At 64.4% G+C, this 26,585-nt stretch carries 28 protein-coding genes; 15 read left to right on the top strand and 13 right to left on the bottom strand.

Annotated features, from left to right (window positions below):
- Positions 1–49: 49 nt before the first annotated feature.
- Genes V8J39_RS00130 through V8J39_RS00120 form a run of 3 tightly spaced genes read right to left on the bottom strand, consistent with a single transcriptional unit; the run spans position 50 to position 1,042 of the window.
- Positions 50–340 carry a hypothetical protein gene (locus tag V8J39_RS00130; RefSeq protein ID WP_336458851.1) on the bottom strand — a complete coding sequence of 97 codons (291 nt, stop codon included), beginning with the start codon at positions 338–340 and terminating at the stop codon, positions 50–52.
- 24 nt (positions 341–364) lie between these two features.
- Positions 365–535: a hypothetical protein gene (locus V8J39_RS00125; protein ID WP_336458850.1), complete on the bottom strand. Its 171-nt coding sequence runs from the start codon at positions 533–535 to the stop codon at positions 365–367.
- 3 nt (positions 536–538) lie between these two features.
- The gene (locus V8J39_RS00120; RefSeq protein WP_336458849.1) at positions 539–1,042 is read right to left on the bottom strand and encodes a YciE/YciF ferroxidase family protein; all 504 of its coding nucleotides are present in this window, start codon (positions 1,040–1,042) and stop codon (positions 539–541) included.
- Positions 1,043–1,263: 221 nt separating this feature from the next.
- On the opposite strand from V8J39_RS00120, the gene V8J39_RS00115 reads away from it, so the two are divergent.
- Complete coding sequence (locus tag V8J39_RS00115) at positions 1,264–1,938, top strand: PRC-barrel domain-containing protein (RefSeq protein ID WP_336458848.1); 675 nt, start codon at positions 1,264–1,266, stop codon at positions 1,936–1,938.
- Between the two features lie 119 nt (positions 1,939–2,057).
- On the opposite strand, the gene V8J39_RS00110 is transcribed toward V8J39_RS00115, so the two are convergent.
- The 5 genes from V8J39_RS00110 to ku form a co-directional block, all read right to left on the bottom strand.
- Entirely contained in the window at positions 2,058–2,435 is a 378-nt protein-coding gene (locus V8J39_RS00110; protein ID WP_336458847.1) for a DUF2934 domain-containing protein, read from the bottom strand.
- A gap of 17 nt (positions 2,436–2,452) precedes the next feature.
- Entirely contained in the window at positions 2,453–2,953 is a 501-nt protein-coding gene (locus V8J39_RS00105) for a YciE/YciF ferroxidase family protein (RefSeq protein ID WP_336458846.1), read from the bottom strand.
- Between the two features lie 309 nt (positions 2,954–3,262).
- Positions 3,263–4,348, bottom strand: coding sequence for a PQQ-dependent sugar dehydrogenase (locus V8J39_RS00100; RefSeq protein WP_336458845.1), 1,086 nt, complete (start codon positions 4,346–4,348; stop codon positions 3,263–3,265).
- Positions 4,349–4,356: 8 nt separating this feature from the next.
- On the bottom strand, positions 4,357–6,795 hold the full coding sequence (gene ligD / locus V8J39_RS00095) for a DNA ligase D (RefSeq protein WP_336458844.1): 2,439 nt from the start codon (positions 6,793–6,795) through the stop codon (positions 4,357–4,359).
- On the bottom strand, positions 6,795–7,730 hold the full coding sequence (ku, locus tag V8J39_RS00090; protein ID WP_336458842.1) for a non-homologous end joining protein Ku: 936 nt from the start codon (positions 7,728–7,730) through the stop codon (positions 6,795–6,797). The genes ligD and ku overlap by 1 nt, the downstream gene beginning before the upstream one ends.
- Positions 7,731–8,020: 290 nt before the next feature.
- Here ku and V8J39_RS00085 point away from each other — a divergent pair, with 290 nt between their 5' ends.
- The 8 genes from V8J39_RS00085 to V8J39_RS23540 all read left to right on the top strand — a co-directional run bounded on the left by V8J39_RS00085 (position 8,021) and on the right by V8J39_RS23540 (position 15,994).
- The gene (locus tag V8J39_RS00085) at positions 8,021–9,466 is read left to right on the top strand and encodes an ATPase domain-containing protein (protein ID WP_336458841.1); all 1,446 of its coding nucleotides are present in this window, start codon (positions 8,021–8,023) and stop codon (positions 9,464–9,466) included.
- Positions 9,467–9,471: 5 nt separating this feature from the next.
- Entirely contained in the window at positions 9,472–10,515 is a 1,044-nt protein-coding gene (locus tag V8J39_RS00080) for a sensor histidine kinase (RefSeq protein WP_336458840.1), read from the top strand.
- 69 nt (positions 10,516–10,584) lie between these two features.
- A complete protein-coding gene (locus V8J39_RS00075; RefSeq protein WP_336458839.1) occupies positions 10,585–10,932 on the top strand; it encodes a response regulator in 348 nt (115 codons plus the stop codon).
- Positions 10,933–11,530: 598 nt separating this feature from the next.
- Positions 11,531–13,699, top strand: a complete 2,169-nt coding sequence (locus tag V8J39_RS00070) for a histidine kinase dimerization/phosphoacceptor domain -containing protein (RefSeq protein ID WP_336458838.1) — start codon at positions 11,531–11,533, stop codon at positions 13,697–13,699.
- 119 nt (positions 13,700–13,818) lie between these two features.
- Positions 13,819–14,202: a hypothetical protein gene (locus V8J39_RS00065; protein WP_336458837.1), complete on the top strand. Its 384-nt coding sequence runs from the start codon at positions 13,819–13,821 to the stop codon at positions 14,200–14,202.
- 14 nt (positions 14,203–14,216) lie between these two features.
- Positions 14,217–14,660, top strand: coding sequence for a DUF4166 domain-containing protein (locus tag V8J39_RS00060; protein ID WP_336458836.1), 444 nt, complete (start codon positions 14,217–14,219; stop codon positions 14,658–14,660).
- 49 nt (positions 14,661–14,709) lie between these two features.
- A protein-coding gene (locus tag V8J39_RS00055) for an IS3 family transposase (protein WP_336458835.1) occupies positions 14,710–15,797 on the top strand; the annotation gives its coding sequence in 2 pieces (ribosomal slippage) (positions 14,710–14,962 and positions 14,962–15,797; 1,089 coding nt in all).
- Positions 15,798–15,841: 44 nt separating this feature from the next.
- Positions 15,842–15,994: a DUF4166 domain-containing protein gene (locus tag V8J39_RS23540; RefSeq protein ID WP_442902552.1), complete on the top strand. Its 153-nt coding sequence runs from the start codon at positions 15,842–15,844 to the stop codon at positions 15,992–15,994.
- Here the strand turns inward: V8J39_RS23540 and V8J39_RS00050 are convergent.
- From V8J39_RS00050 to V8J39_RS00035, 4 genes are all read right to left on the bottom strand, one after another.
- Positions 15,937–16,131 (bottom strand): DUF2256 domain-containing protein, encoded by a 195-nt coding sequence (locus V8J39_RS00050; protein ID WP_336458834.1) that lies wholly within the window; start codon positions 16,129–16,131, stop codon positions 15,937–15,939. The genes V8J39_RS23540 and V8J39_RS00050 overlap by 58 nt on opposite strands.
- Positions 16,132–16,183: 52 nt before the next feature.
- A complete protein-coding gene (locus V8J39_RS00045; RefSeq protein ID WP_336458833.1) occupies positions 16,184–18,496 on the bottom strand; it encodes an FdhF/YdeP family oxidoreductase in 2,313 nt (770 codons plus the stop codon).
- A gap of 361 nt (positions 18,497–18,857) precedes the next feature.
- Positions 18,858–19,694: an NAD(P)/FAD-dependent oxidoreductase gene (locus V8J39_RS00040; RefSeq protein WP_336458832.1), complete on the bottom strand. Its 837-nt coding sequence runs from the start codon at positions 19,692–19,694 to the stop codon at positions 18,858–18,860.
- Positions 19,695–19,708: 14 nt separating this feature from the next.
- Positions 19,709–20,344 (bottom strand): Rieske 2Fe-2S domain-containing protein, encoded by a 636-nt coding sequence (locus V8J39_RS00035; protein ID WP_336458831.1) that lies wholly within the window; start codon positions 20,342–20,344, stop codon positions 19,709–19,711.
- Between the two features lie 173 nt (positions 20,345–20,517).
- On the opposite strand from V8J39_RS00035, the gene V8J39_RS00030 reads away from it, so the two are divergent.
- From V8J39_RS00030 to V8J39_RS00025, 3 genes are all read left to right on the top strand, one after another.
- Positions 20,518–20,847, top strand: a complete 330-nt coding sequence (locus V8J39_RS00030) for a hypothetical protein (protein WP_336458830.1) — start codon at positions 20,518–20,520, stop codon at positions 20,845–20,847.
- A gap of 368 nt (positions 20,848–21,215) precedes the next feature.
- Complete coding sequence (locus tag V8J39_RS23535; protein WP_442902536.1) at positions 21,216–21,602, top strand: antitoxin Xre/MbcA/ParS toxin-binding domain-containing protein; 387 nt, start codon at positions 21,216–21,218, stop codon at positions 21,600–21,602.
- Positions 21,603–21,920: 318 nt separating this feature from the next.
- Complete coding sequence (locus V8J39_RS00025) at positions 21,921–22,295, top strand: hypothetical protein (protein WP_336458829.1); 375 nt, start codon at positions 21,921–21,923, stop codon at positions 22,293–22,295.
- Positions 22,296–23,336: 1,041 nt separating this feature from the next.
- On the opposite strand, the gene V8J39_RS00020 is transcribed toward V8J39_RS00025, so the two are convergent.
- Positions 23,337–23,504 (bottom strand): ribbon-helix-helix protein, CopG family, encoded by a 168-nt coding sequence (locus V8J39_RS00020; RefSeq protein WP_336458828.1) that lies wholly within the window; start codon positions 23,502–23,504, stop codon positions 23,337–23,339.
- Positions 23,505–23,632: 128 nt separating this feature from the next.
- Between V8J39_RS00020 and V8J39_RS00015 the strand changes: the two genes are divergently transcribed.
- From V8J39_RS00015 to V8J39_RS00005, 3 genes are all read left to right on the top strand, one after another.
- Positions 23,633–24,169: a hypothetical protein gene (locus V8J39_RS00015; protein ID WP_336458827.1), complete on the top strand. Its 537-nt coding sequence runs from the start codon at positions 23,633–23,635 to the stop codon at positions 24,167–24,169.
- A 165-nt stretch (positions 24,170–24,334) separates the two neighbouring features.
- Positions 24,335–25,291, top strand: coding sequence for a GIY-YIG nuclease family protein (locus tag V8J39_RS00010; RefSeq protein ID WP_336458826.1), 957 nt, complete (start codon positions 24,335–24,337; stop codon positions 25,289–25,291).
- A 58-nt stretch (positions 25,292–25,349) separates the two neighbouring features.
- Positions 25,350–26,585: AAA family ATPase (locus V8J39_RS00005; protein WP_336458825.1), on the top strand; the 1,236-nt coding region annotated here is incomplete at its 3' end.

The following is a 26,585-nucleotide window of genomic DNA, read 5'->3' as shown; positions in this document are numbered from 1 at the left end:
ACAAACNCCCCCCCTCCCCCCCTCCCCCCCCCCCCCCCCGCTTCCCGGCTCAGACGGGCGTCGCGTGGATGCTTTGGTCCGGCAGCACAAACTTGCAGAAGCGGCTTTCATCGCCTGACGACGTCATGTCCTGATAGAGAAACTCAAGACCACGGTCGTCGAAGATCCGGAAGAACGCGTCCCAGTCGATCGCTTCGAGTCCATCCTCGGCCTCCCCCCCGGGATCGGTAAAGTCGATGCGAAGGATGTCTTCGCCGGCGACCCTAGCGGGCTGCCCGCCACGGGCGATGGCCCAGTTGCGGATCGTGTCATGGTCCTGCGTGGTCTTGGCAGCGGTCATTGCGGTTTCTCCTTCAGGTCTGGATCAGAGGTCGGGGGTGTCCAGCAGTTCGGGATCCGGTGCGCCGGTGCCCGCGCCCCGCCAGGCACAGCCGTAGGTCGTCAAGGCGGCAAGGATCAACGCCACCAGCGCCGCGATGAACAAGGAGCGCCGCGTCTGGCGACGGCGCGCCTCGAGATCGGGGGGAAGGGCCACGGATCAGGCTGCGGCGGCGTTCAGCCGCTCCTGCGCAAGCGCGGTGAGCCAATCGTCGGCACCATGCTCTTCGGCCAGCGTCAGTTCGAGGATCTCGGCGCATTCACCGTGGTCAAGCTCCTTCGACCAGGCGATAAGAGTGCCGTAGCGCGTGATTTCGTAGTGCTCCACCGCCTGCGCGGCGGCCGCGAGCGCGGCATCGAGCACCTCCTGCCCCTCGATGTCGCCGGCTATCTCGTTGGCCTCCTTCAGGATGCCGTCGATGGCGGGGCAGTCGGTCCCCTTCGGCGGATGGCCGATCAGCCCGAACACGCGCTCGAGCCGAGAGATGTGCTCGCGCGTTTCGCCCAGATGCGCGGTGAAACCGTCGCGCAGGCTTTGGTCGCCAGCCTTCTCGATCATCTTGGGCAGCGCCTTCTCGATCTGCTGCTCGGCATAGTAGATATCCTGCAGCATGTGCAGGTAGAGCTGGTCCATGGAGCGGATGTCTTTGGAGAACAGGGCCATGCGAACCTCCCAAGCGGATGTTTGGGTGTCGAGGACGGTCGGCCTCGCGCCGCCGCCGGTTTCCTCAACAACCACCGGCAGCACTTGTTCCCCACTTGGATCTTGCCAGTCGACCGGCCACCGTGAGAGCGCGCGAATTGGGATTTCCGGGGAACCATGCGGCTGCCTGACTGTTCGACGCTCCCAGCACGGCCATCACGGCTGTGGCAGAGGAGGACGACATGACCAAGCACCTTTCCAGTCTTTTCCAGGCCTGCGCGATCGCCGCCCTCGCCGCCGGAACGGCCCAGGCCCAGTCGAGCGAAGGCGGCTCTACGGTCACACAGGGCGGCACGATGGCCGAAAGCCCCCCAGAGACCGGCAGTGGCGCCACGGAGCAGCAAAGCGACATGCCCGAGGGGACCACGGCGGGATCAGGCAGCACAGCGCCTGACAGCGCAGGCTCCGACACTGGAACGCAGGACGCCGCCGAAGGATCGCCCCCTGCGGCAAAGCCCGGCCGCTCGATGACGGGCGGGGACACCGCGATGCCAACGCCGGGCGGCCCGTTCGGCTATCAGCGTGCCGAAGGAGATCTGTCGGCAGAGGAGCTGACGGACCGGAACCTTTACGTCAGCGACACCGACGTCGGGCGCGACGCGATGTTCGATGAGCCCGATGCCGCCTGGGAGGATGTCGGCGAGATCGAGGATCTCGTGATCTCGCCCGAGGGTCAGGTGCGCGCGGTCGTCGTCGACATGGGCGGCTTCTTGGGCATCGGCGAGAAGCGTGTCGCGGTCTCGATGGAGAACCTGCGCATGGTGCGCGGCAACGACGCGGATGGAGACTATTACGTGGTCTTCACCTCGACGCGCGAAGATCTGGAGAACGCTCCCGAATTCAACTGGGAGGACTGAAGACGCGTTCCGGGCCGGTGTGACACCGGCCCGGACCAGTTCCATGCGCCGCGCTGGATCACCTGGGCCGAGGGCCCGTCACCCTGTGGGGCGTCAGCCGGATGCGTTGACCCCGCGATTCACTCGGTCGGATCGCCCGACGCAGCCCCCGGCCCTTCCGGACGTGCCACCGCAGGTTGGCGCGTCGTGCCCGACATCGGGATCGGCTCGCCAGGCCCACCCGCTGCCTCAGGGCGCAGCGAGGGCTTGGTCGTCTGATCCCGCTCCTCTTCCGCCATGCGCCAGTGACGTTCATGCTGTCCGTCGGGGCGGCCTTCGCGCTCCCAGATCGCATGCGCACGCTCGGCGACGCTTAGACCGGCTGCGTCATCATCCGCCGTTTCACCGGTGTCGGGCAAGAACTCGCTGGGATCGTGGGGAGAGCCCTCATGATCATCCTGAGCGTTCTTCCGCTCGACATCCGGGGCCTTTGCGCGGGACTTTTCGCTGTTGGGCATGACCGTATCCTCCAGGCTCAGGCCGCGTTCTTTTGCGCGGCAAGGTTGATTGCGGACTTGGCAAGCTTCGTCAGGGACTTGTCAGCATTCTCTTCTTCGGCCAGCGTCTGCTGCAACAGCTCGGCCGCCTGCATCTGGCCCATCTCGCGCGCCCAAGCGGCAAGTGTGCCGTAGCGCGCCATTTCGTAATGCTCGACGGCCTGTCCGGAGGAGACGAGGCCCGCATCGAGCGATTGGCTGTCCTTGAAGGACTCCATGATCTCCTCGCCCTCGCTGAGAATCCCCTCGATCGCGTCGCAGGTCTTCCCGCGCGCGGGCTTTCCGATCAGGTCGAACACCTGCTGCAGCCGTTCGATCTGGCCCTCAGTCTCTTCGCGGTGGTGCTCGAATGCAGCGCGCAGATCCTCGCTCTGCGCGGCGCGCGCCATCTTGGGAAGCGCCTTCAGGATCTTGCGTTCGGCATAGTAGATGTCGCGCAATGTGTCATGGAACAGGATGTCGAGCGTCTTGGCGGGCATCGGAGCCTCCTTGATTGGGGTCGTCTCGAACAGGGATCCAAGCCAGATGTTCCCTAGGCACGCTTGTTTGCTGCCATCCGCGGGGTCCGGTCAGGGTCGCGGTTGGCGCGACACACGCCAGACCGTGTTCCCCACATCATCGGCGACCAGCAACGCGCCGTCGCGCGCGACCGAAACGCCGACCGGTCGCCCGCGGGCGAGGCCCGTCTCTGTCCGGAAACCGCCCAGGATCTCGACCGGCGGCCCCGCGGGATGTCCATTGCGGAACGGAACGAAGACGACCGCATACCCGGCCGCCGGACGGCGGTTTCAGGATCCATGCTCACCGATGAAGGCGCCCTCGGTCCAACGCGCGCCGAGCGCCGATCCATGGGCGAAGGCGAGCCCCAGAGGTGCGACATGCGACCCAAGCGCATAATCCGGGCGCGAGACGTCATCGGGCGGGCCTGAAGACCAGTCGACACGGGGATCGGGCGAGCCACCGTAGTAGACCCAAGGCCAGCCAAAGCTCTGCCCCTTGCCGACCGAGGTCAGATAATCGGGCACCAACTGGTCGCCAAGCTCGTCACGCTCGTTGGCGACGGTCCAGAGCTGCTCGGTCCGCGGCTCGATCGCCAGGCCGACCGGGTTGCGGATGCCGCTGGCATAGACCTCGGCCCGGTCCCGGGCGGGATCGATGCGCCAGATCGCCGCCCGGGACGTTTCGGCCTGTTCTCCAGCCTCGCCATGATCGCTGTTGGACCCGACCGAGACGAACAGCGTGCCATCCGGCGCGGCGACCAGCCCCTTGGTCCAGTGGTGGTTCGGGCCGTTGGCGGGCAGCGCCCGCACCCGGCGACCGGGGTCCGTGATCCGTGTCTGGCCCTGGTGGTAGGGGAAGATCGTCAGTGCGTCCGTCTCGGCGACGTAAAGCCGGTCACCCACCAGCGCCATGCCGAAGGGCGAGGTGAGACCCGCGAGAAGCACCGAGCGCAGGTCGACCACCCCGTCGCCATCGGTATCGCGCAGAAGGCTGATGCGATCGGCGCTCTGAACCTCCGCCCCGGCCAATCGCATGACCTGCTTCTGCACCAGGCCGCGCAGGCTTTTGGGAGCCGACGGCTGCTTGTTGCTTTCGGCGACAAGCACGTCGCCGTTCGGCAGGACATGCAGCCAGCGGGGATGGTCGAGGCCGGTGGCAAAGGCCTGAACCTCAAGCCCTGCGGCGGGGCGCGGCGCCTCTCCCGCGGGCCAGCCTGTCGCGGGCGCGATGTTCAGCGTCGGCAGGGCGGCGCGCGTGGGGGCGGGCAGCGCAGGGCGTGCGCCGGTCTCCTGCCCGGCCACGTCGTGCGGTCCGCCGCCGCACCCGGCCAGAAGCGCCGCCGCGCAAAGGCCCCCGAGAGCCGTCATCGCCATCCGCCTCATCACGCTTCCCCCTTCTGATCCTGCAAGGCATCGAGCACGCGCCGGTTCAGCACCTGCGGGGGCGGAACTTCGAGATCCGACCAGGTCCGTTCGCGTGCACGCTCCATGTCGAAGCCGTCGGCGCGGCGCAGGCGCGACAGCTCGTCCCAGGCCAGCGGCACCGCGACCGGCGCCCCCGGCCGGGCACGGACCGAAAAGGGAGCGATTGCCGTCGCCCCGCGCTCGTTGCGCAGCCAATCGATGAAGATGCGCCCCTCGCGCGCTGCCTTCGACATCGTGGCCGTGTAGCGGTCGGGCGCAGCCTCGCTCATCACCGTGGCCAGAAGCTGGGCGAAAATCTTCGCGCTGTCCCAGCCGATCGTGCGCGTCAGCGGCACGATCACATGGATCCCCTTGCCGCCCGAGACCATTGGATAGGCGGCAAGTCCCATGGCGTCGAGCCGATCGCGCAGCTCGAAGGCGCCGCGGCGGACGGCGGCGAAGCCCAGCCCCTCGTCGGGGTCGAGGTCGAAGACCAGCCGTTCGGGCCGGTCGAGCCGGTCGCGCCGCGCGCCCCAGGGGTGGAATTCGACCGTGCCCATCTGCACCGCGGCCACGAGACCCGCGGCATCGGTGACAGCCATGTAGTCCGCCGTCTTGCCGTCGCTTTCGGTGATCGCCACCGACCGGATCGCCTTCGGGAACCCCTTGCCCGCATGCTTCTGGAAAAAGCGCTCGCCCTCCAGCCCCTCGGGCAGTCGCAACAGCGACAGCGGCCGGTCGGCCAGCCCCGGCAGCAACCGGTCCGCCATCTCGTCGCAGTAGCGCGCGAGGTCGAGCTTGGTGCGTTTCGGCTTCGGGAAGATCACCCGGTCAGGATGGCTGATGCCAATCCCCGCCACCGTCACCCGGTCGCCGCGCGCCATCTCCACCTCCACCTGAACGTCCATCACCACCTCGGCGGGCCGCTTGTCCTCGCGCAGCGCCACGAAACGCGCGTGCCGCAACTGGCCGTCACGCGTGACCTCGGCATGGGCGATCTCGGCCACCAGCGCGGGCCTGATCCAGCGCGTGCCCCGCGTCTCGGGCGGCGGCGCGTCCAGCGGCGAGGTCTTTCGCCCAAGCGGCCTCATCGCGGCGACAAGCTCGGCCATCGACGCCTCGTCGAAACCGGTCCCGACCTTGCCGCGATAGGTCAGGTGCCCCGCCTCACAGGTCGCAAGCAGCAGCGAGGCGAAGGGCCGGCCCCGCCGGTCCGAGGGTTGCCAGCCGCAGATCAGGAACTCGGCCCGTCGCACGCATTTCGCCTTGACCCAAGTTGGCCCGCGTCCGGACAGATAGGGCGCATCGAGGCGCTTCGACACCAGCCCCTCGCCCCCCGCGCCGCAGACCGTGGCAAGCGCGCCGGCGGCATCGTCGTCGATCGCGGGCGACAGCCGCAGCAGGCCGCGCGCGGGTTGGCCGGCGAACAGCGCCTCGAGCGCGGTGCGCCGAGTGGACAGCGGCTCGTCGGCCAGATCGCGCCCGTCGAGGGCCAGAAGGTCAAAGGCCACGAAGCGGAACGGGCCGCCCGTCTTGATCGCGTCCTGCAGCGCGCCGAACCCCTCGAGGCCCGCACCCGCGACGATCTCGCCATCGATCAGCGCCCCGTCACAGCGCAGCTCTGCCAGCGGTGGGACCAGTTCGGCAAAGCGGTCTGTCCAGTCGTGACCATTGCGGGTGCGGATCCGCACCCCGCCCTTGCCCAGCGCGATCTGCGCCCGGTAGCCGTCGAGCTTGATCTCGTGCTGCCAGCCTTCGCCCGCGGGCGGGGCATCCTGCAGCTCTGCCAGCTGCACGGCACGGAAGCGCGGGATGGCTCTGCGCCGGACGGGGCCGAAGGCGCGCGGCTCCGCGCGCCGGGCGATCTCGGACAGGCTGCGGTTGGACAGGATCGACCGATCGAAGCGTTCGGCCAGCGGCGTGCCGCCCGTCACCGCCGCGGCATCGCGATCCTTGACCAGAAGCCAGTTCTCGGCGGCTTCGCCCTTGCCCTTCAGGCGGACCAGCGACCAGCTCCCCGTCGCGCGCCGACCATGAAGCGCGAAATGCAGATGACCCTTGCGCAATCCGTCCTCGACGTCGTGGAACGGCTGCCACCAGCCGATGTCCCACAGCATCGCGGTGCCGCCGCCATAGTCCTTCTGCGGGATCGTGCCCTCGAACCCGAGGTAGTCGACGGGGTGATCCTCTGTCCGGACCGAAAGGCGCTTGTCGGCGGGGTCGTTGGACGGCCCGCGGGTCACAGCCCAGCTCAGCAGCACGCCCTGCCATTCCAGCCGCAGATCCCAGTGAAGCCGCGAGGCAGCATGCATCTGGATCCCGTAGCGCAGCGCGGGGCCAGACCGTGCCGCGACCCCTTCCGGCTCGGCGGTCGAGGTGAAGTCCCGACGTTCGTTGTAGCGTGCCAGGCGGTCCATCAGGCGGACTTGCGTGGCGACTTCGACGAGGTCTTCGCAGAGGATTTGGTGGTGGATTTCGATGCGCGCGTCGCGCGGCCACCGCCGGACTTGGCCCCTGCCCCGCGCGAAGACGCGCCGCGTGAGCCGGATTTCGATCCGCCCTCGCCCGCCTTCAGGCTGTCGCGCAGCGCCTCCATCAGGTCGACGACATTCGTGCCCTTCGGTCGCGACGGCTCGTCCCCGGTCTGCACGCGCGGCGTCTTGCGGTTCCTGCGCTTCGCCTCGATCAGCCCCCTGAGCGCGGTGTCGTAGTGATCCTCGAAGGCCTTGGCGTCGAACGGCGCCGACTTGCGCTCGATCAGCTGGGTCGCGACCGACAGCAGTTCGTCATCGGCGGGATCATCCTCGATCCCCGAAAAGAGCGGCTCGGCATTGCGGATCTCGTCGGCGTAATGGAGCGTTTCCAAAAGCAGGCCATCCCCGCAGGGCCTGACCGCGCAGAGATATTCCTTGCCGCGCATCGTCAGCTGCCCGAGCCCCACCTTGCCCGCCTGACGCAGCGCATCGCGCACCACGCGATAGGCATCCTCTGCCAGGTCGTCGGTCGGCACGACGTAATAGGGCTTGTCGTAATAGAGCGGCGGGATCTCGCGCTCCTCGACGAATTGCACCAGCTCGAAGGTCTTCTTGGTTTCCAGCCGGATCTCGTCGACTTCGTCGGGATCGATCAGCAGGTATTCGTCCTTGCCAAGCTCATAGCCCTTCAGGATGTCGGCGGTCTTGACCGGGCCGATGCCGGGCACCGTCTTCTCGTAGCGCACGGGCTTGCCCGAGGGGCCGTGGATCTGGCGGAACGACAGCCGCGCACCGGATTTCACCGCCGGATGCACCTCGACCGGGATCGACACCAGCGACAGACGCATCTGTCCCTTCCAGACCGCACGCGATGCCATGACCTCGCTCCTCCCATCAGGACTGGGCGGAAACGCTGCGAGCCCCCGAATGGTTGCGCGGACACAGGCCGCTGTCGGGCGTGCTGCCCGGTGATCGTTCCGGAAGAAAGGCAGATCGAGTTCACCCGCGGTCGGCAGCTGGTGCTGAGCGCCGGGGACGTGAGTTAACTGAGCTCCTATAGTTGCTGGCTACCGAACGGCCCCCGAAGGCACTTCGCCATGCAAAAGATGTCTCCCGGGGAACCGAGGAGCGGCATACACTCTTTAGGTTCGACACGCAGGAGACCTCCATGATCGAGAAGTTGTCGAGCGGCGCGCCAGGGCTCAACAAGATCATCCAAGGAGGCATAACCGCAGGGAGCCTCACGTTAATCCAAGGGTCGCCTGGCACAGGAAAGACAACGCTGGCGCTTCAGTTCTTACGGGATGGATCCGAAAAGGGGCAGACCGGCCTCTATGTCAGCCTCAGTCAGACGGAGGCTGAGCTGCGGAAGATAGCTGCCTCTCATGGATGGTCGCTTGATGGCATTCATATCGTCGATATCTCGCGTGACCACGGCCTCCCAAGCAAGGCTCAGTCGATCTTTCACACCTCGGATCTGCATTTGGATCGGACGCGAGAGCGTATCGATGGACTGATTGATGCCGTTAAGCCAGCACGACTGGTGTATGACTCGCTGTTGGAGGTGCGTCTCCTGACGGCGGACCAGCAGGGTTATCAACGCGAACTAATAGGCCTTCGTCAGCATCTTCAGGATCAGGGGATCACAGCACTGCTTCTCGATGCAGCACCCGCAGGCGACCCTCATTACGACACAGAGGCACGGGGCATCGTTGACGCGATCATCACCCTAGAAAAAACCCTTCCCGAATTCGGTAGGGCTCGGCGGCGTATTGAAGTGGCAAAGATGCGTGGTGTTGCCATTCGCGACGGCTGGCACGACATGGATATCCGCACGGGCAGCGGCGTTACTGTATTCCCACGCACCGTCCCTTCCGAAGACGTTGACCTGAAGCAGAACTTTGAACGAGGTGGTCTGGTTCAGTCGGGTCTGGAAAGACTCGATGGCATTCTTGGTGGTGGAATGGAGCCCGGGACGACGACGATGGTCGTCGGACAAACTGGCGTGGGAAAATCCACAATTGCCTCGCTTTACGCCCAGTCTGCCCTGCGGCGAGGTGAAAAGGTTGCCCTGTTCCTGTTTGAGGAGAGAGTTGAGACTTTTTTCCGTCGCAGTGAAGGTCTGGGCATGAATCTACGCCAGGATTATGCCGACGGGCGCTTGAAGCTTTACGACTTCAATCCTGATGAACTTTCTGCAGGCGAGTTTGGACAGATGGTCCAGAGAGAAGCCGAGAGCGACGAGTTGCGTGTAGTCGTCATCGACAGTTTCACGGGCTATGTCAGCGCGCTGTCGAACCAAAAACAAGCCCTGTTCGATATTCAATCTTTGCTGAAATATTTAGCTCGGCGCAACATTCTCACGATCCTTATCGTAGCGGAACAAGGTCTGCTAGGAGAGAACCGGGCACTGCCGCTCGACCTAAGCTTCTTAGGCGACACGGTATTGTTGTTGATGATCGACGACCACCATGGGCGGATACGCAGACGGATTGTAGCTGTGAAGAAGCGGCACGGACCCCATGATCTGAACGTCAGAGAGCTCATCATACAACCCGGCATTGTCGATGTGGGTGAAGAGGTCACCGACATCTCAACCGACTCGAGAAGGTAACGCTGATGGATGACAGCACATCACCGATCGCGGACACAGCGTCGGAGCCGACGCTGCGCTGCGTGTTTATCGGTGACAGGCGAGCAGACCGTGAAGTATGGGGCAGCCTCTACGACGCCCTCGGACTTAGAGTCGAAGCTGTCAGTCCGAACGAATGGCAATCCATACCGTTGATAGACATGGGCTGTCTGATCTTGATGCAAGAAAGCTTGGAAAGTCCTCTTTTGGATTCACTTTCGCAAGCCATGGTCGGTCAAGAGGCTTGGTCAGAACTGCCAGTCATAATTCTAGTGGAGCAGGCAGCGGACCTTAACCGGCTACAGAGCAGAACAGCGGCACGGCTGCTGCACGCAAGAGTTACAGCGATGCGGCGCCCCGTTATTCTGACGGAACTTAAAGGCGTTGTCCACGCAGTTATGGCAAGTCGGCAACGACAGCTTCGGATCCGAGATCAACTTGAACGCGAGGACGTCCTTCGTCGGGAACTGAATCACCGCGTGAAGAACATCATCAGCACGGTCCAGTCAATCTGTGGAATGACACTCAAGCGACAAGTTGGAGGACCGCACGTTGACGATTTTATTGCGCGTCTTTCCGCTCTCGCGCGGGTCCACGACCAACTTCACAAGAGTGCTGACGAAATTATACAGTTCGAAACACTATGCAATGAGCTTCTTGCACCCTACAGCTCGGAAGTCCGACACCAATTCCGACTATCCGGCGACGTCGAAGCCGCTCTCAGGCCCGAGGCAGCGCGCACTCTTGCTCTTGTCTTGCATGAGCTTGTAACCAACGCACTTAAATATGGGGCTCTTTCCACCCCTAACGGCGAGGTCAAAGTTTCTCTAGTCGCAGAACATGACGAAAAGATATTCACATGGAGCGAGACTGGAGGGCCGACGGTAGCCGAGCCAAAGCGCACAGGATATGGTTCGAAATTCATTCGTTCCGCGCTAGCAAGCGTCTTCGAAGGGCGGGCCGAATTAGCTTTCCATTCGACCGGCATTTCACTGACGGCCCACGGGCCAGGACGCTACCTGCTCTACTAACTGACTTCAGCTGGAACCGAAGCCGCCGCAGCGAGTTACATAATCTTCGGCACACAATGGCGAGCGAAAATGCGCATTCTGATCTGTGAAGACAACCCTGTGATCGCTATGGATCTTGAAATGACATTGGAAGAACTTGGCCATGAAGTCGTCGGGACCGCTGCGTCGAGGGCCGAAGCAAATACAGGAATAACATTGCATCGCCCAGACTTGGTGACGATTGATCTTGACCTCAGCGATGGTCCATCTGGCTTTTATTTATTGGGGGATGTTGAGACAGCAGGCCTTCGCGCGCTGATAGTGTCGGGGCAAACCTCGGCTTACCCAGAATTATCTCAGCGGGCAGTTGTTGTTCCGAAGCCATTCGTTGAGGCTGATCTTGTTAATGCATTTGCGTTGCTTGCCGCAGAGGCTTGAGACGCATCCAAATATCCTCTAAGCCAAATTCCGTTAAACCCTTTACTCTGGTAACCGCGATGATTCATCCTTTCGACAGGGTGATGATAATGCAGGCGGTGCGGTGGAGGCGCGAGGCTTAAGTGCTGGAATTTTTCCACGCTCAATCTACAAATAAATATCAAGTCGGCTGGGATTAACACAACTGCCATTTGCTATAAATATGCGCAGCCTATTTTTTCGCATCAAGTTCGTCGCTGGCTTTGCTATCATAGGCCTGATCGACTAGAGTAATCTCGGGTGGTCGCCACCCAGTAGTCAGCGGTGCCCACCGGCTCGGACTATGTCCATCTGGTGCGCGGCAAATGCACATCCGTCACCAGCCAAACGCTTCACTTGACCGGGAGGTTGTCGAGCATCGACTGACGAGTTGACGGCTTGGCAGCCCCCTCAACCACCCGAAAATCATGCAGCTGGAGGGCGTGCACGATCGCGTAAAGGCGGAATGTTGCATTGACATCTGATCGTTCCGCGAAGATCGTGAGCTGTCCTTTAGCGTTAGATCCGGGCAGTCACGCCAAGGGACCTGCGTCCCCCAGCCAAATGCAAGGATCCCGCAATGCGCCGCCGCGACATGCAGACGAATGCCGAATTGGCGCGCTGCGACACAGCTCCCATTCACATCCCGGGTTCGATCCAACCTCATGGACTACTCTTGGTTGCCGACCCCGCGACACTGCGCGTTGAAGGCGGTGCAGGTCGGATCGAGGATCGTCTAACCGACAACTGGCTGGGAGCCGACCTGTCTATACTTCTTTCGCTGCCTATTCCGGCGCTCGTCACAGAGCCAACTGGCACCGAGAATCCGCTCGTCGTTATTGGCGCAGTCGAAGGTCGGCACGAGATGTTTCTCGCTACTGCCCACCTGTCGCGGACAGAGGATGTGGGACACAGCAGCGGCGCGCCAAGGCTCATTGTCGAACTGGAGCCGCAGGGCGTAGAGGTCCTTCCCGCGCACACGGTGCTGGCAGCGCTCGAGCGGACCGAGGCCACCTTTGCCCGCCATACTCGGCTCGAGACGTTGGCGGACGCAGCCGCGCAAGAATTTCGTAATATCACCGGGTATGGACGGGTGATGATCTACCAGTTCCTTGAGGACGGCACGGGGAAGGTGATTGCCGAGGCAAAGGAAGACGCTCTTCGCTCATTCCTCAATCACCATTTCCCGGCAAGCGACATTCCCCGTCAGGCGCGTGAGCTTTATGTGCGCAACCGGGTCCGGGTGATTCCTGATGCTTTTTACAATCCTGAACAGCTACGCGGCAACGATCCTGCACTTCCCAAGCTCGATCTGTCAGACTGCACGTTGCGCAGCGTGGCACACGTCCACCTGACCTACCTAGCAAACATGGGCGTGCGAGCTTCTGCATCTGTTTCGATCGTGCGCGATGGTCAATTGTGGGGATTGGTCGCCTGTCATCATACCGAACCTAGGCCAATCCCACTGGGAGCCCGACTTGCCGCGCGGACACTTGCCGGCAGCTTCGCGCGACAGGTTGCAGCTATGGAAGAGGCCCGCACCTACCGCGAACGTATAAACCAGCGTAATGTGCAAGACAGTATCCTGCGCGACCTGACGGGTGCCCAGGATCTGCAGACATTGCTCGCGCGATCAGGCTCTGTGCTGCGCAAGGTTATCGCTGCCGATGGGCTAATCGTGCTTCAGGGCGATGCTAACGTCTTCGCAGACGGTGTTACGCCATCCCGTGACCATATCAGGAAAATGATCGACTGGGCCGGAGGCTTTCAGTCTCTGGCCGCAGTTCATACCGACCGGCTATCAGAGCAACTGCCTGCTGCGGCTGATTGTAGGGAGATAGCCAGCGGCCTTCTTTATACTCGCATCAACCTCGAACAACCGATGCACTTTTTGTGGCTTCGAGCAGAGCGCCTGCAATCGATCGAGTGGGCAGGCAATCCGCACAAGGACGCCGGTGGCGACCCGCAGGCGGCTCTTACGCCGCGAGCCTCATTCGAAGCATGGGCAGAGACAGTGCGCGGCAGATCAGAAGACTGGTCGCGCGGCCAAGTGGAAGCAGCTACCAGGATCTCAAAGGCTGTAGCCGAGGCACATCAGCATCTGCGGACCAGAGCCCTGAATGCCGAACTTACGAAGGCGCTTCACGATAATCAGCTTCTGCTTCAGCAGAAAGACGAGGTTCTCGACGAAGCCAACCATCGAATTCAGAACTCGCTGGCGTTGGTGGGTTCGTTTCTCCGTATGCAACTGCGAGCCAGTGATGGCCGCTCTGCCCAAGAAGTGATTTCGGAGGCGCAGAGACGCATCAGCGCGATTGGACTCGTGCACCGCCGGCTCCATCAGCCGGATAGCGCGCAGCGAGTTGATCTAGCTCGTTACCTACAAGAACTGATGGACGATATGCTGAACAGCGTCGACCCGATTTGGCAGGATCAGGTTGTCCTCGATCTTTCTCCTATCGATGTAGCATCGGAAATTGCGGTTGGGGTAGGTCTTATCGTCAACGAGTTGATTACCAACGCTGAAAAATACGCATACGATGGCAAACCGGGGCCGATCGAGGTATCGCTGCATCCAAACGGTGATGGGTTCGATCTCACAGTGGCTGACCGCGGAATAGGCAAGAGTGACTGTGTCCGAGGGGGTGGCTACGGCACGACACTGATGCAAGCAATGATTCAGCGGATTGATGCAACACTGAACGAAACGGACAATAAGCCCGGTTTGAGGGTAAAGATATCCGTTTAACTGGCGAGCGCATGAGCAAGCGTCATCACAAGGCTTAGAGGCTGTCGCCAGCATCGGAACGCGGCAGCATAGCATCTCGTTGTTTCCTCGCATTTCAAAGACCAAGCGAAGGAAACCCCATGGCTGCGAACCGCGAACTGCTCGGCGATGCCGATGCCCCGAAGAAGAAGCCTGTCGACATGGCGGCAGGACGGATGATCGACGGCGACGACAGCCGGATCGGTGCAAGCCCCGAAACCCCGCTCATGCGCGAACCTGTCGAGGACATGGGTCGCATCGCCCGTGCGGATGCGGCCATGAAGCCGGTCCGCGTGGTCGCAGACAGCGTCGACCTGACGGGGCCGGTCCGGTCCGGCGTTCCGGCCGACATCGAGGCACTCCCCTACGACGGCCGCCGCACCGATCCGGTGGGGGATCCCGCGGACAGGGCGCCCGTGCACAAGGACATCCCCCTCGGCCCGCCGGCGTCCGGCCAGGGGCGCGACGAGGATGTGCCGCGCTGAAGGCAATGGCGCCAATGCACATGGCCGTGGGGCGCCATCCGTTCCCGCGCGTCCTCGGACCCGCCTTCGCGACGCTGCCGCGTGAGGTGCGCGAGACGCATCTCACGCGCGACCGCAGCGAATGGGTCGGTCGCGGGTCGGTGGAACGCGGTGGCGGGCCCTGGTCCCGGCTGATCGCGCGAATCTTCGGATTTCCCCGGCAAGCGCCGGATGTGGAGGTCAGGGTTGTCAAGACGGCGGTGCCAAGGGGTGAGATCTGGGACCGTCGGTTCGGCGAAAAAACCCTCCGATCCCAACTTTCCGCGACCCCGGCCGGAATGACCGAACGGTTCGGGCCGTTCACGTTCCGACTTGGCCCGCATGTGACGACCGATGGCGCGTTGCAATATCCGGTCATCGCCGGCCGGCTCGGGCCGCTGCCTCTGCCCGGGTGGTTCGGTAATCATCCCCACGGTTAAGGGGCTTTGATCATAGAATTTTCTCGCGTCGCAAGCCGAGGAGATTCGGATGAGGAAGAGCCGTTTCACTGAGCCGCAGATCATGGCGGTGTTGCGCCAGGCTGAGAACGGAGTGGCCGTGCCCGAGCTGTGCCGCGAGCACGGGATCAGCACGGCCAGTTTCTACAAGTGGCGGTCCAGGTATGGCGGCATGGATGCCTCGATGATGAGCCAGATGAAGGCGCTCGAGGACGAGAACCGTCGGCTGAAGCGCATGTTCGCGGATCTCAGCATGCAGGCCGACCTGTTGAAGGAAGCGTTGAGAAAAAAGTAGTGCGGCCAGCTCAACGCCGCGAGTTGGCCGTGAAGGCTGTGGCGACACGAGGGGTCAGCATCGCGCTGGCATGTCGTGCCTTCGGCGTCAGCGAGACCTGCTTTCGTTACAGTCCGAAGCGCGATGAAGAGAACGATGTGATCGCCGACCTGCTGGTGGGCCTGACGCGGGCGCACAGGACTTGGGGTTTCGGGCTCTGCTTTCTCTACCTGCGCAATGTCCAGGGGCATCCGTGGAACCACAAGCGGGTCCGTCGGATCTACTGCGAGCTGGAGCTGAACCTCCGGATAAAGCCGAGGCGGTGCATCCGACGCGAGAAGCCTGAGGCCCTGAGCGTTCCCGATATGCCCAATCAGGTCTGGTCTATGGACTTCATGGCAGACCGCCTGGCGGATGGCCGTCAGTTCCGGCTTCTGAACGTCCTCGACGACTTCAACAGAGAGGGGCTCGGCATCGAAGTCGACCTCTCGCTTCCGGCCGAGCGCGTCGTCCGGGCCCTGAACCAGATCATTGAGTGGCGGGGCAAGCCGCTGTCGATCCGGGTCGACAACGGACCCGAATACGTCAGCTCGACGCTGATGGAGTGGGCCGAGAAGAACAGCGTCGCGCTGACCTACATCCAGCCCGGCAAGCCCCAGCAGAACGCCTATGTCGAGCGCTACAACCGGACGGTCCGTCACGAGTGGCTGGACCTCTACATCTTCGACAGCCCCGAGGAGGTCCAGATGGCAGCCACCGAATGGCTCTGGACCTACAACAATGAACGCCCCAACATGGGCATCGGCGGCATCACACCCGCCCAGAAGCTGAAACTCGTCGCGTGAGTTCTACGAAATCGTCCCGTCAAAAACGGGGATGATTACCGTTCCTGCCCGGTTCCGACGCCAGCGAACGCGCCCGCGACGGGCGTTTCCATTTCGACGTGACGCTGAAGGCTCCGGTGACCGGGGGCCTCATCGTGCGTTACGAGGGATGGCTGGAGCCTGGCGGTCGCGACGTTCCCTGCCCGCCTTCCGCCTGAGGCCGCTTCCCCGCGCGCCGGCAGCGCTCTGAACAGTAGATGACATTCTGCCAGTCGCGCGCCCATTTCCTGCGCCAGAGAAACGGCCTGCCGCAGACGGGGCAATGCTTGCTCGGCAGATCGGATTTGCGCCTCATCCGCGCGTCTGCGGATGGAAGGGGCGCGGATCCTGCCGTGAATTCCTCTGGATCATTCTGCGACGATCCGAACCGGTGCGCCCTTGTAGGCGGGCGTTTTCGAATGCCGCTCGTGCAGGTCCAGCGGGATGAGCGGATTGAGTTCGGGGTAGTATCCCGCCACGCAGCCCTCCGGCAGGTCGAAGGCCGTGACCGCCAATCCGTCGACCCGGCGCTGCACACCATCCTCGACCGTCGAGACCAGCGCCACGCGTTGACCCTCCGACAGACCCAGCCGCGCGATCTCGTCGCGGTTGATCAGCACCACCTCGCGGCTGCCCTCGAGACCCCGCAGACGGTCGGAGAAGCCGTAGATCGTGGTGTTGAACTGGTCGTTCGAGCGCAGGGTGATGAGGGTCATCGCCCGCGACGGATCCCGCGCCGGCAGTGCCACGCCCAAGGCGCTGACACGGTCGGGCGTGGTGAATTCGGCCCGGCGGCTTTCGGTCTTCCAGATCCGGTCCTTTACCGGGCTGCCGCGGTAGAAGCCGCCCGGCTGGAACAGGCGCTCGTTGAACCGGTCAAACTGGTCGGGGAAGGTTTGCTCGATCAGGTCGCGCACGCGGGCGTAGTCGCGCCGCCAGCCGTCCCAGTCGAGCCGGGGATCGGGATCGAGCGTCGCCGCCGCGATTCCGGCCACGATCGCAAGCTCCGACAGCACCCGCTCGCCGGGGGGCGTCGCGGTGCCGATCGAGCCGTAGATGTGGCTCAGCGAATCCTCGACCGAGACCGCCTGCTCGATGCCGTCCTGCAGGTCGGCGTCGCTGCGCCCGAGGCAGGGCAGCAGATAGGCCACTTTCCCCGGCACCAGATGCGAGCGGTTGAGCTTGGTCGCCACCTGCACCGTCAGGCCAAGCGTGGACCACGCGGCCTCGATCCGCTCGCTGTCGGGCAGCGCCCGCACGAGATTGCCACCCAGACAGATCATCGACGTCAGCCGGCCCTCCAACAAGGCCTCGCAGGCCTCGACCGCGTTCATGCCGTCCTCGTTCGGCGCCTCGATCCCGAAGAGCGCGCGCAGCCGGTCGGCGGGCATGTGGTCGGACTTTTCGCCGATGCCGACGGTGCGTTGACCTTGCACGTTGGAATGGCCGCGCACCGGCGAGATGCCGGTGCCGGGCCGCCCCATGTGGCCACGCAAGAGAAGCAGGTTCACCAGCATGCCGATGTTCAGCCAGCCGTGCACATGCTGGGTCAGGCCCATGCCGTAGATGCCGATGACCCGCTCGGCGCCCAGATAGATGTCGGCAGCCTCCTCGATCATCGCCCGCGTGAGACCCGAGACCGTCTCGATCTCGTCCCAGCCCATGGTGCGGATCGCCGCCATCGCCGCGCCGCCGCCGTGCGTCTCGGCGTCAAGGAACGCGTGGTCGAGCACGGTCCCCGGGGCGGCGTCCTCGGCGGCGAGAACGTGCTTGATCATGCCCGCCAGCACCGCCACGTCGCCGCCCGGACGCAGCTGGTAGTATTTCTCGGAAATCCGCGTGGGCTTTCCGAAGGTCATCTGCACCGGGTTCTGCGGATCGGCGAATTCGATCAGCCCGCGCTCGCGCAGCGGATTGAAGGTGACGATCCGGCAGCCGCGATCCACCGCCGCCTTCAGCTGGTGCAGGAAGCGGGGCGAATTGGTGCCGGTGTTCTGGCCGAAGAAGAAGATCGCGTCGCAGACTTCGAAATCCTCGAGCGTGCAGGTGCCGACCGGCGTGCCGATCACGCGCTTGAGGTTCACCGAGGTCGTCTCGTGGCACATGTTCGACGATTGCGGCAGGTTCTGGTGCCCCATGGCACGCGCGAAAAGCGCATAGAGATACGAGGCCTCGAGCCCGGCGTGACCCGAGGCGTAGAAGACCGAGGTCTTGGGATCATGGGCCCGCAGATGAGCGCCGATCTCGGCGAATGCATCCGCCCAGGCGACGGGACGATAGCGGTCCGAGGCGGGATCGTAGCGCACCGGTTCGGTCAGGCGGCCGGCCTTTTCGAGGTCATGGTCATGCCAGCCGCGCAGCTCGGACAGCGGATGCGCGTCGAAGAACTCTGCGCCGACGCGGTCGCGCATCAGCTCCCACAGGACGGATTTCGCGCCGTTCTCGCAGAATTCGAAGGTCTTGGCCTTCGCGGGCTTGGCCCAGGCGCAGGAGGGGCACATCACGCCCTTGGGTTTGTTCAGCCCGCCGAGGATGCCGATCGCCTCGCTGCCGGCCTCCGCCTCGCGGAACACCTGCGACACGCCGCGCAGCGATCCCCAGCCGCCGGTCGGATGGTCGTAGACCGGGGTGCCCTTGTCGTGGCCGGTCGGGGTGTGGATGCGCTTTTCACTGTCGGTCATCTGCTAGCCTCGCATGGGATGGTGATCAGCGCCACGGACCGATCCGGCCGAAGGCGCCGACCCTATGACTACCGCTGACCTCACACCTCTTCCGGTGGTTCCGCGGCGGCGTCGGACCCAGACGGACGGATAGAGGAAGACAGAACCCGGGGTTGGTCGAGACGCATCCTCGCCGCCCTGACCTTGTTCAGCCACCATTCCGGCGCCGCCCGATCTGGCGTTGCATGCGCAAGTTCCGAGATGTCCATGATCCCCCCAGATCGCCGGTGACCCGACCGACAGGCAACCTACCGCGGATGCTGCCGAGCGAACCCGCCGGGACGCGGTTGGTTCCTAACCACCTGTCCGAGGCATGTTTGGATCACGACCGCGCCGCGACTTCGCGGGCCCGTTCGTCCTCCAGGGCGAGCATGTCGCGCCCGCTCGTCAGAAGGGCCGAGTCCGATGCGTCCCGGTAACGGATTGCGAAGGTTCCGCCCTGAACGTCGCCGTCGACCTCGACCTGCTCGGGTCGGGCATGGCCAACATAGCGGAATTGCTTTCCGTAAAAGCCTGTCCAGAAGAACGGCGCCGCCCGGAATGGGGTCGCAGTCCCGGCAAGGAAGTCTTGCGCGAGATGTTCGCCCATGCGCTGCGCATGAACCCAGTGCTCGATCCGTTGCCGCTGCCCGGACAGGGGAACGGGCACGGCGGCGATGTCGCCGATTGCCCAGATCGCCGGATCCGAGCTGCGCAGCGTCGCGTCGACCGCGACGCCGCCCTCGGCCATATCCAGCCCGGCCGCCTCTGCCAGACCGATCCGCGGCGCGACACCGGTGCCCAGCACCAGAAGATCCGTGGGGATCCGCGCGCCTGTGTCGGTGACGACCGTGCCATCTTCGAAGGAGGCGACCGTCTCGCCCATCCGGAAGCGGACGCCCTTGTCGATGTGCAGGTTCATGATGTGGCGCCCCGCCTCATCGCCGAGGATCCGGGCCAATGGCAACGTGCCCTGTGCGACCACTGTCACCTCGATGTCGCGGGCACGCAGCGCCGCGGCCACCTCGAGCCCGATGAAACTTGCCCCAAGAACGACCGCCGTGCGCGCGGCCGTCGCAGCGGCGATGAGGGCATCCGCATCGGCGAGGCTGCGCAGGAGGTGCCCCTGTTCCGCGCCCGGGAAGTCGGGTCTTTTCGGCGAGGCGCCGGTGGCCAGCACCAGCCGGTCGTAACCTATGCGCTCAGCGCGGTCTCGAGTTCACGGCTTTGAACATCGACTCCCGTGATCTCGGTGCCGGTCCGGATTTTCACCTGGTCCAACCCTTCCACGGGCAGGAAACATTCGTCGCGGCTCTTACCGCCTTGAAGATATTGCTTCGAGCAGAAGGTCCGGTCATAGGGCGCGTCCGGTTCTGCACCGATGAGCGTCACGTCGGCGCCGCGGCCAGCGCGGCCGAGCGCAGCGGCAAGTGCATGTCCGCCGGCTCCGGTGCCCACGACGACGATCCGCTCTGCGTTGGCCTTGGACTTTGGCGAGGGCGCGGCCTTCTTGCCAAGCACGCGGATCAGCCCATCGGTCTCCTCGACCCGGAAACACGACAGCGACTGGATTGCAGGTCCACCTTCGGCAGTCCCGTCCGCCAGCGAAAAGCGCGCATGGTGCCACGGGCACCTGACCTGCCCTTCCACGACGAGCCCCTTTTCGAGGGAGGCTCCGAGATGGGTGCATTTCGCGGAGAGTGCCGAAAGCTCGCGCCCGTGACGGACCAGGATCACCTCCTGCCCCTCATAGAGCCCGATCATCGGGCTTGCCTCACGCAGATCTTCGGCCTTCACACCTTTTGCCAGATCGGGCTTGTCATCGGACATGGCTGGACTCCTTCGATGGGGATCGGTCGCGCCTTTCTCAACAAAGGCACCGCACTGCGCTTCCGTAGACAGCGCAGAGGGCGCTGGCGCAGTTCCGTCGAGTTCGCGTGATCAGGGCGACGGCCGTCGAGAACCCACTCCCGGTCTGCGTCGCGGGATGCTAGATCGCCGCCATGACCGATGAATTCGTGGTTCTCCTCGCCCCTTCGGGTCTCGGCTACGGCCTTGGCAGTGTGCCGATTCTTCGTCGCGCCGTGGGCGACAGGCACCTCGCCTGGTGTCTCGGACTCGCCGCTGCGACGGCCCTGATGGGCTACGCGATGGCCGATGGCGGCGCCAGCCGACTGGATCGCTGGGCGCCGACGCTTGGCCTGCTGGCAGGTGGCGGAATGGCCTTTCTACATTTGCGACGCTGGTTCCTCCAGCGCGGCCGCACCGCGCGTGCCCGGCGCGAGGGCACGCTGATGCAGATCCGCCTGCGTGGCCGGCAGGACGATTTCTGAGCCTGCCGCGTGCCCGGAACGCACAAATGCCACGAACCAAGGCATCAGGCCGAAAGGTCCTACCGTGTTCGGCGGGCGCACGCATTCGCCGTTTCGCCTGTCAGTTTCGGATCACAAGGATCGATCACAGCACGCCATTAATGGGTGCAAACGAGGGGCTTCGACGCTGCAGGCAGGGCAAGCGGCGCAAGCATCATGATAACAATCCACCTTCCGCGCATCATTGGAAACGAAACCTATGCTCTCTGCCTCGAGTCTGCTACGGCTTTCGCAAAGATTGTAGCCTTTTGTGGCAGGGCTGATCTTGGCCGGTGCCACGACCCAGCAACGGCCTGTGTGTCCACGCGATCTGGAAAATTGACGCGGCTATGCGTTTTCGCCGCGATCCGCTAACGAAAGATCATCCACCATACGTCATAAGTTGCTCGCTATTGCTTGGCAGCAGACCGTCTCAGATCAGGGCGACTATCCTCGACGTTGACCAGGCATCTCAGAGTTCGCTGCTTGCCCCTTTGACTTCGCACGTCGTTGCACGCAGTCTCGGCCTCATGAGTGCCCCCCACGATATCAATATCGCATGCATCCGCGAGCAAGCGGCTTCGGCTCTTGGATCACCTCAGGCCGCCGATGATTGGCTCGCAGAGCCCGCTCTGGCATTGGGCGGGCGCAGTCCTGCGAACATGCTCGAGACCGCCGAAGGTCTCAAAGAGGTCTCAGACCTGCTCGTGAGGATGGAGTTCGGCGTCTACATTTGACCCGGGCTGAGGGGTCAAGCGCGCTGCGGACAGGATCGGTTCGCTATAGATGGGATGCAGGGCTCATACAGCGTGTCAGCCCCTCGGCAATGACCCGGCAAGGCACCTACCCTGTGGCCGATCCTGATTGAAGAATGCCACCGTGGCCTGCCGAACCCGAACACCATCCCCGGCACCTGCCGCCGGCGAGCGAATGCATTGCGCCGAATGCCTCGACGCCTCCGGCCCCCCATACCTGTGGATTACGCGAACCTTGCTGCGACACCCGGTGCAAACCTGATTACTAATACTGTCGGCCCTAACAGAAGGAATGCCGACATGAAGACGCCACCGCTGCAGGTCTCGATCGAGACCGTCACCTCCATCCGCGAGATGCTGACCTCGCTGAAGCCGAAGCCGAAGACCGCCTTCACCGCACGTGAGACGGTGCACGCCGTGGCAGACGACATCCGCGCCGCCACCGAACTCGGCTACAGCCTCTCGGACATCGCGGAGCGCCTCGCCGCCAACGGCATGAAGATCACCGCCGGGACGCTGGCGAGCTACCTGCGCGAGTTGAAGACGATGGACCGGAAGGTCGCACGCAACGCGGAACGCACGCCCGTAACGATGGCACCGGACGGGACCGACGCAGACAGCGCGAATGACGAGAGGAATGCGTCCCCGATGCAGGCGCAACCCCTCGCACACTGACCGACGGCACGGCCCGGAAGGGCCACACGCCTACCGGCTCTCCGAACCGCAGCCCGACCGACACTGTCTGGCTGCGGTTCGCCATTTGGGCGGAGTTTCTGGCGACGCCCGGCTTCAACGCCCTGAGATATCTCCCACAAATGCAGGGGCGACTGCCCACGATACGGAGAGCAACCCCGCGGCGGTGCGCGAGAGACACCCGCCAGATGCATCGAATGCCCGCCCCGGACGCTGAGACGATCCTCGCCACGCCCGGAACCCGCCGCAGCAACATGCCGCCGGCCCGAACCCACACCGTCGGCCCAGCCAGCCGGCGCGGCCGGAACGCGACCACGATCCTTCATCAGGCAAACCAGAGGCCGATAGGCGGCCTGACCATTCCAGATAACCAAAGAACAGAGGAAGACGCACAGAACCAGATCCCGGTCGCCGGTTCGGCATCTCTTCAACCTGCCCAGAGGAGGGCCTTTCGGACTGAGATGGTCATCAGCACCTTGAGCCTAAGGCAGCCCTCCTCGACGGAGACATCACCTGGCACTCCGGGCCTGCCTTCTCGGCCGGAGCCACCCTTCCCCCTCTGCCTGTCTTCCAGCGACGAACAGGTCTCGGTCCTAGCCCACCCTGCCGGGGTCACCTGCGGCAGTCATGCCGGGTTCGAGGCTCGCACAACGGGTGGGCCAACCGCCTCCAGCGTCGTCTCATCGTCCGCCGCCAAGATGTCGCTGGAAGTCTGATCGCGGACCATGACCACCGCCCGGTGCCCTCAGCCGCTGCCATATTATCGGGCAGGCCGTCACGCGCAGGACCTGCCCGATAATATGGAGTAAGTGACCCCAGTTCATTTTATCGGGCAGCTGACGACACGCGGAAAGGTCAACGATTCTTGGGGTATGGGCGATCTGAGAGATTACCGCCCCACTGACGAGGCAAGGGGATCACTTTGCCTCGCAATGAAGCCCTGACGCCCCACAGAGAACCCGACAGCGCTGGCCCTCCGTCTCCACCGAGAACACCCGCCACCCCTCGCTTGTCGGCCTGCTCTCAGACCTGAACGCCCCGCCCCGCGAGCCATTCCACCAGCGCGCGGCGTATCATTTCAGGACGGGTCGGCAGATCCTTTTCTTCACGACGCTGGTCGTCGATCGCTTCAATTATCTCGCGCGGCAGCCTGAGAGTTAGGGCCTCGGTGTCCTTCTTCGGGGGAGCCATGGCAACTTCCTTGCATTTTGATGTTGACATCATAATGCTTCAATGCCACATTGAGCGAGCGAAGGCAAGGTGTTCGAGCACCCTGCCCCGCTCTGACCAAGACCCATCTCGTATCCGGAGATCGACCAATGGCTACGCTCACCGCTACCACCATCACGCCCGGCTCGGAAGACCGCTACGTGCCCTCGCCGATCTCGATCGCGTTCAGCGCGCTGCTCGGCACGCTCGCGCTGCATATCGAGGCCGAACGCGACATCGAGGATGTCGACATCTGGGACCCGGCCTTCGCCAACTGGCTGCGCGACGCCGAGGAGATCCAGACCAGGCTCTCGCGCCAGGTCCTCGCGCTGACCGATGCCGAGGAGACCCGCGACGAGGACGAGCCCCTGCGGCGGATGGCGATGCTGATCGAGGGCATGACCGGATCCGAAGAACCCGGGACGTTCCAACGCCTGCACCCAATGGTCGTGCACTACGAGCACCTGTTCCGCTGCGAAGGCACCACTGCCACAGCGCTGCGCGTCGACCGGATGCTGCTGACGGCGGCGCAACGGCTCGAGACGATGGCCTCGCTCGACATCTACCTCCCCGACGCGCTCTCGCCGGCGATCACCGAGCTGTTTGAGGCCGACACGGTCAGCGCACCCAAGCTGCCGCGCGGCTAACCCCGGCTCGCTCTTTCCCTGACAGCCCGCCGACCCGGTCCCTCCCGCGCGCATGCGCGGGAGCCAGACCCCGGCCATCCGAACCGCGCCCGCATCCCCTGCCCGCGCGACGGCACCCCCATGCCTGCACGGATCGCCCGCATCCTCTTCAGGAGCCCTAGGCCCATGACCAAGATCCCCCTGCCCCAGACGCTCACCATCAACGGCGAGATCCTCCCCATCCTCGACATGCCGCTCACGCCGAGCTGGATCGACATCGCCCATGACAAGGGTTTCGAGATCACCGCACGGGTCCGCGACCGCTTCCACCTTGCCCTGCGCTGCCACACCTGCGCGGCTCTCAGCGTCTCGAAGATCTTCACGCTGCGGACGGCCCAGCCGCTCTGCCCGAACTGCCTCGAGAGCGCGTGGCGGACCGAGGCCGACGCCGCGGGCCTGACCTGGCTGCACCGCGATCCCGACGACCGCCACTATGGCCACTACCGCATGCCCTGCGGCCACACGGCCCGCCGCCAGTTCGAGCTGGTCGGCCGCGCCGCCCGCGGCGAGACCGGCCTCCGATGCGAGACCTGCCACGACGCGAAGGAGGCCGCCGAGGCGCAGGTGCACGGCTGGGAGCTCGTCGGCGCGGACCCTGACAAGGACCCGAACTACCGCATCTACACCCATGTCGGAGAGGGGCCCGAACGCTGTGGCCATCGCCAGCGGATCGCCCGCGCGAACATGCAGTCCCAGCGCGTGCAGTGCACGTCCTGCAGCACCGGATGGTCCGCCTCGCCAAGCTGGATCTACGCGATGCGCATCCGCCACCCGGACGGGGCCGAGTTCGTGAAGCTCGGCTACAGCCGCAATCCCCATTCGCGGCTGCACTACCAGCTGAAGCGCCGGCCCGACCTCGACGCCGAGATCCTGCGTCGGATCCCGGTCCGCACCGGCCACCGGGCGCTGCAGATCGAGAAGCGCATGCACCGCAAGCTGCGCCAGCATTCGCCCGAGGCCGTCGTCGCACCCGAGCGCTACCGCGACGTCCTGCGCGTCGGATCGGAGATCTACGACGCCCGCCTCGGCCAGGTGATCCTGCAGATGCTGGATGCCCTCGAGAACTCCGGGCTCACCCGCTGACGGGAACAGATGCCCCGACCTCTTCGAAGATGCCCCCTGACAGAGAGTGAGACTGCCCATGCCCGAACAGACTTCCCTTCCGCCGCCGATCTGGCTGCCGCTCGCGGAAAGCGCCATCGCGCGGCTGCGCCGGCACGAGCCGCTGCGCGGCACCGACAAGGACAAGGACGCCAACGGAGACAGGGACACCGATGAGGATGACGGCGAGCGCCCGCCTTACCAACTGACGCCCCGTGGCCGCCTGCTGACCGAGATGCTGGTGACCAGCGGCGCCATCGACCGCCATCACCCCGACGACCGCGCGGCGCTGCGCGAGAGCGGGGCCGATCCCGAGGCGATCGATCTCACCTCGGGCGCACATCGCCCGGGCGTCTGGGTGCATCCGCACCGGCTGCTGCTCGCGATCCGGATCGCGGCCCTGATCGGCACGCAAGGCGCGCTGGCCCGGTGGCTCGCCCCGGGCGCGGTGACGATCCTTGCCGGGATCGACGACGCAGGCGCGCTGAAGAAGCTTCTGCGCCAGGCCTTCCTACCAGAGACCTGGCGGGCGAGCCGCTATCAGGACGACGGCGATCCGACGAAGCCGACGCTCTTCGTGGCCGCGCCCGAGGTGCAGGGCTCGGGCCATGTGACGACTCCCGCAGAGGCTCGCTTCACCGCCGCCATCGGCCGCGTGCTGGAAGAGGCCGGCCCGGTGCTGATCACCCTGCCCTCCGGCTACAGGATCCCGAACAAGGTCGCAGAACTTCTTCCCCCGGTTCAGGAACTTCCCGATCTCGACACAGACATCCTGATCACACTGCTTCGGCACACCCATTCCGCAACGGGCCGCATCGACGAGGTCACGGTGCGTGCGGCCCTGCCCGATGACGCGGCACTTGCGACCCTCACGCCCGGCGCATTGCAGATCGCATTGCGCGCCGAGACCGCACACACCGTGGCCGAACGCATCGCGCAACTCCTGCGGAACTCCGCGCCGACCGCACCGCGATCCGGGCCCGATCTCGACGCGATGACCGGCACATCAAAGGCACTGACCACCGCGCGCCGGATGGTGAGCGACCTGCAGGGCTGGCAGCGGGGCGAGGTCGCCTGGTCGGAGCTGAGCCGCTCGCTCCTCCTTTACGGCCCGCCCGGCACTGGCAAGACATGGCTCGCGCGCGCCATGGCGAATGCCGCCGGGATCAGCTGCGTCCAGGCCTCCTATGGCGAGTGGCAGGCGGCCGGACATCTCGGAGACCTCCTGCGCGAGATGCGCAGATCCTTCGAGCATGCCCGCGAGACCGCGCCCTGC

Origin of the sequence: Frigidibacter sp. MR17.24, from assembly GCF_037095655.1 — a bacterium.
Classification (GTDB): domain Bacteria; phylum Pseudomonadota; class Alphaproteobacteria; order Rhodobacterales; family Rhodobacteraceae; genus Frigidibacter.
Note: the sequence above shows the minus strand (reverse complement) of the source record. Positions and strands in the feature narration are given on the sequence as shown.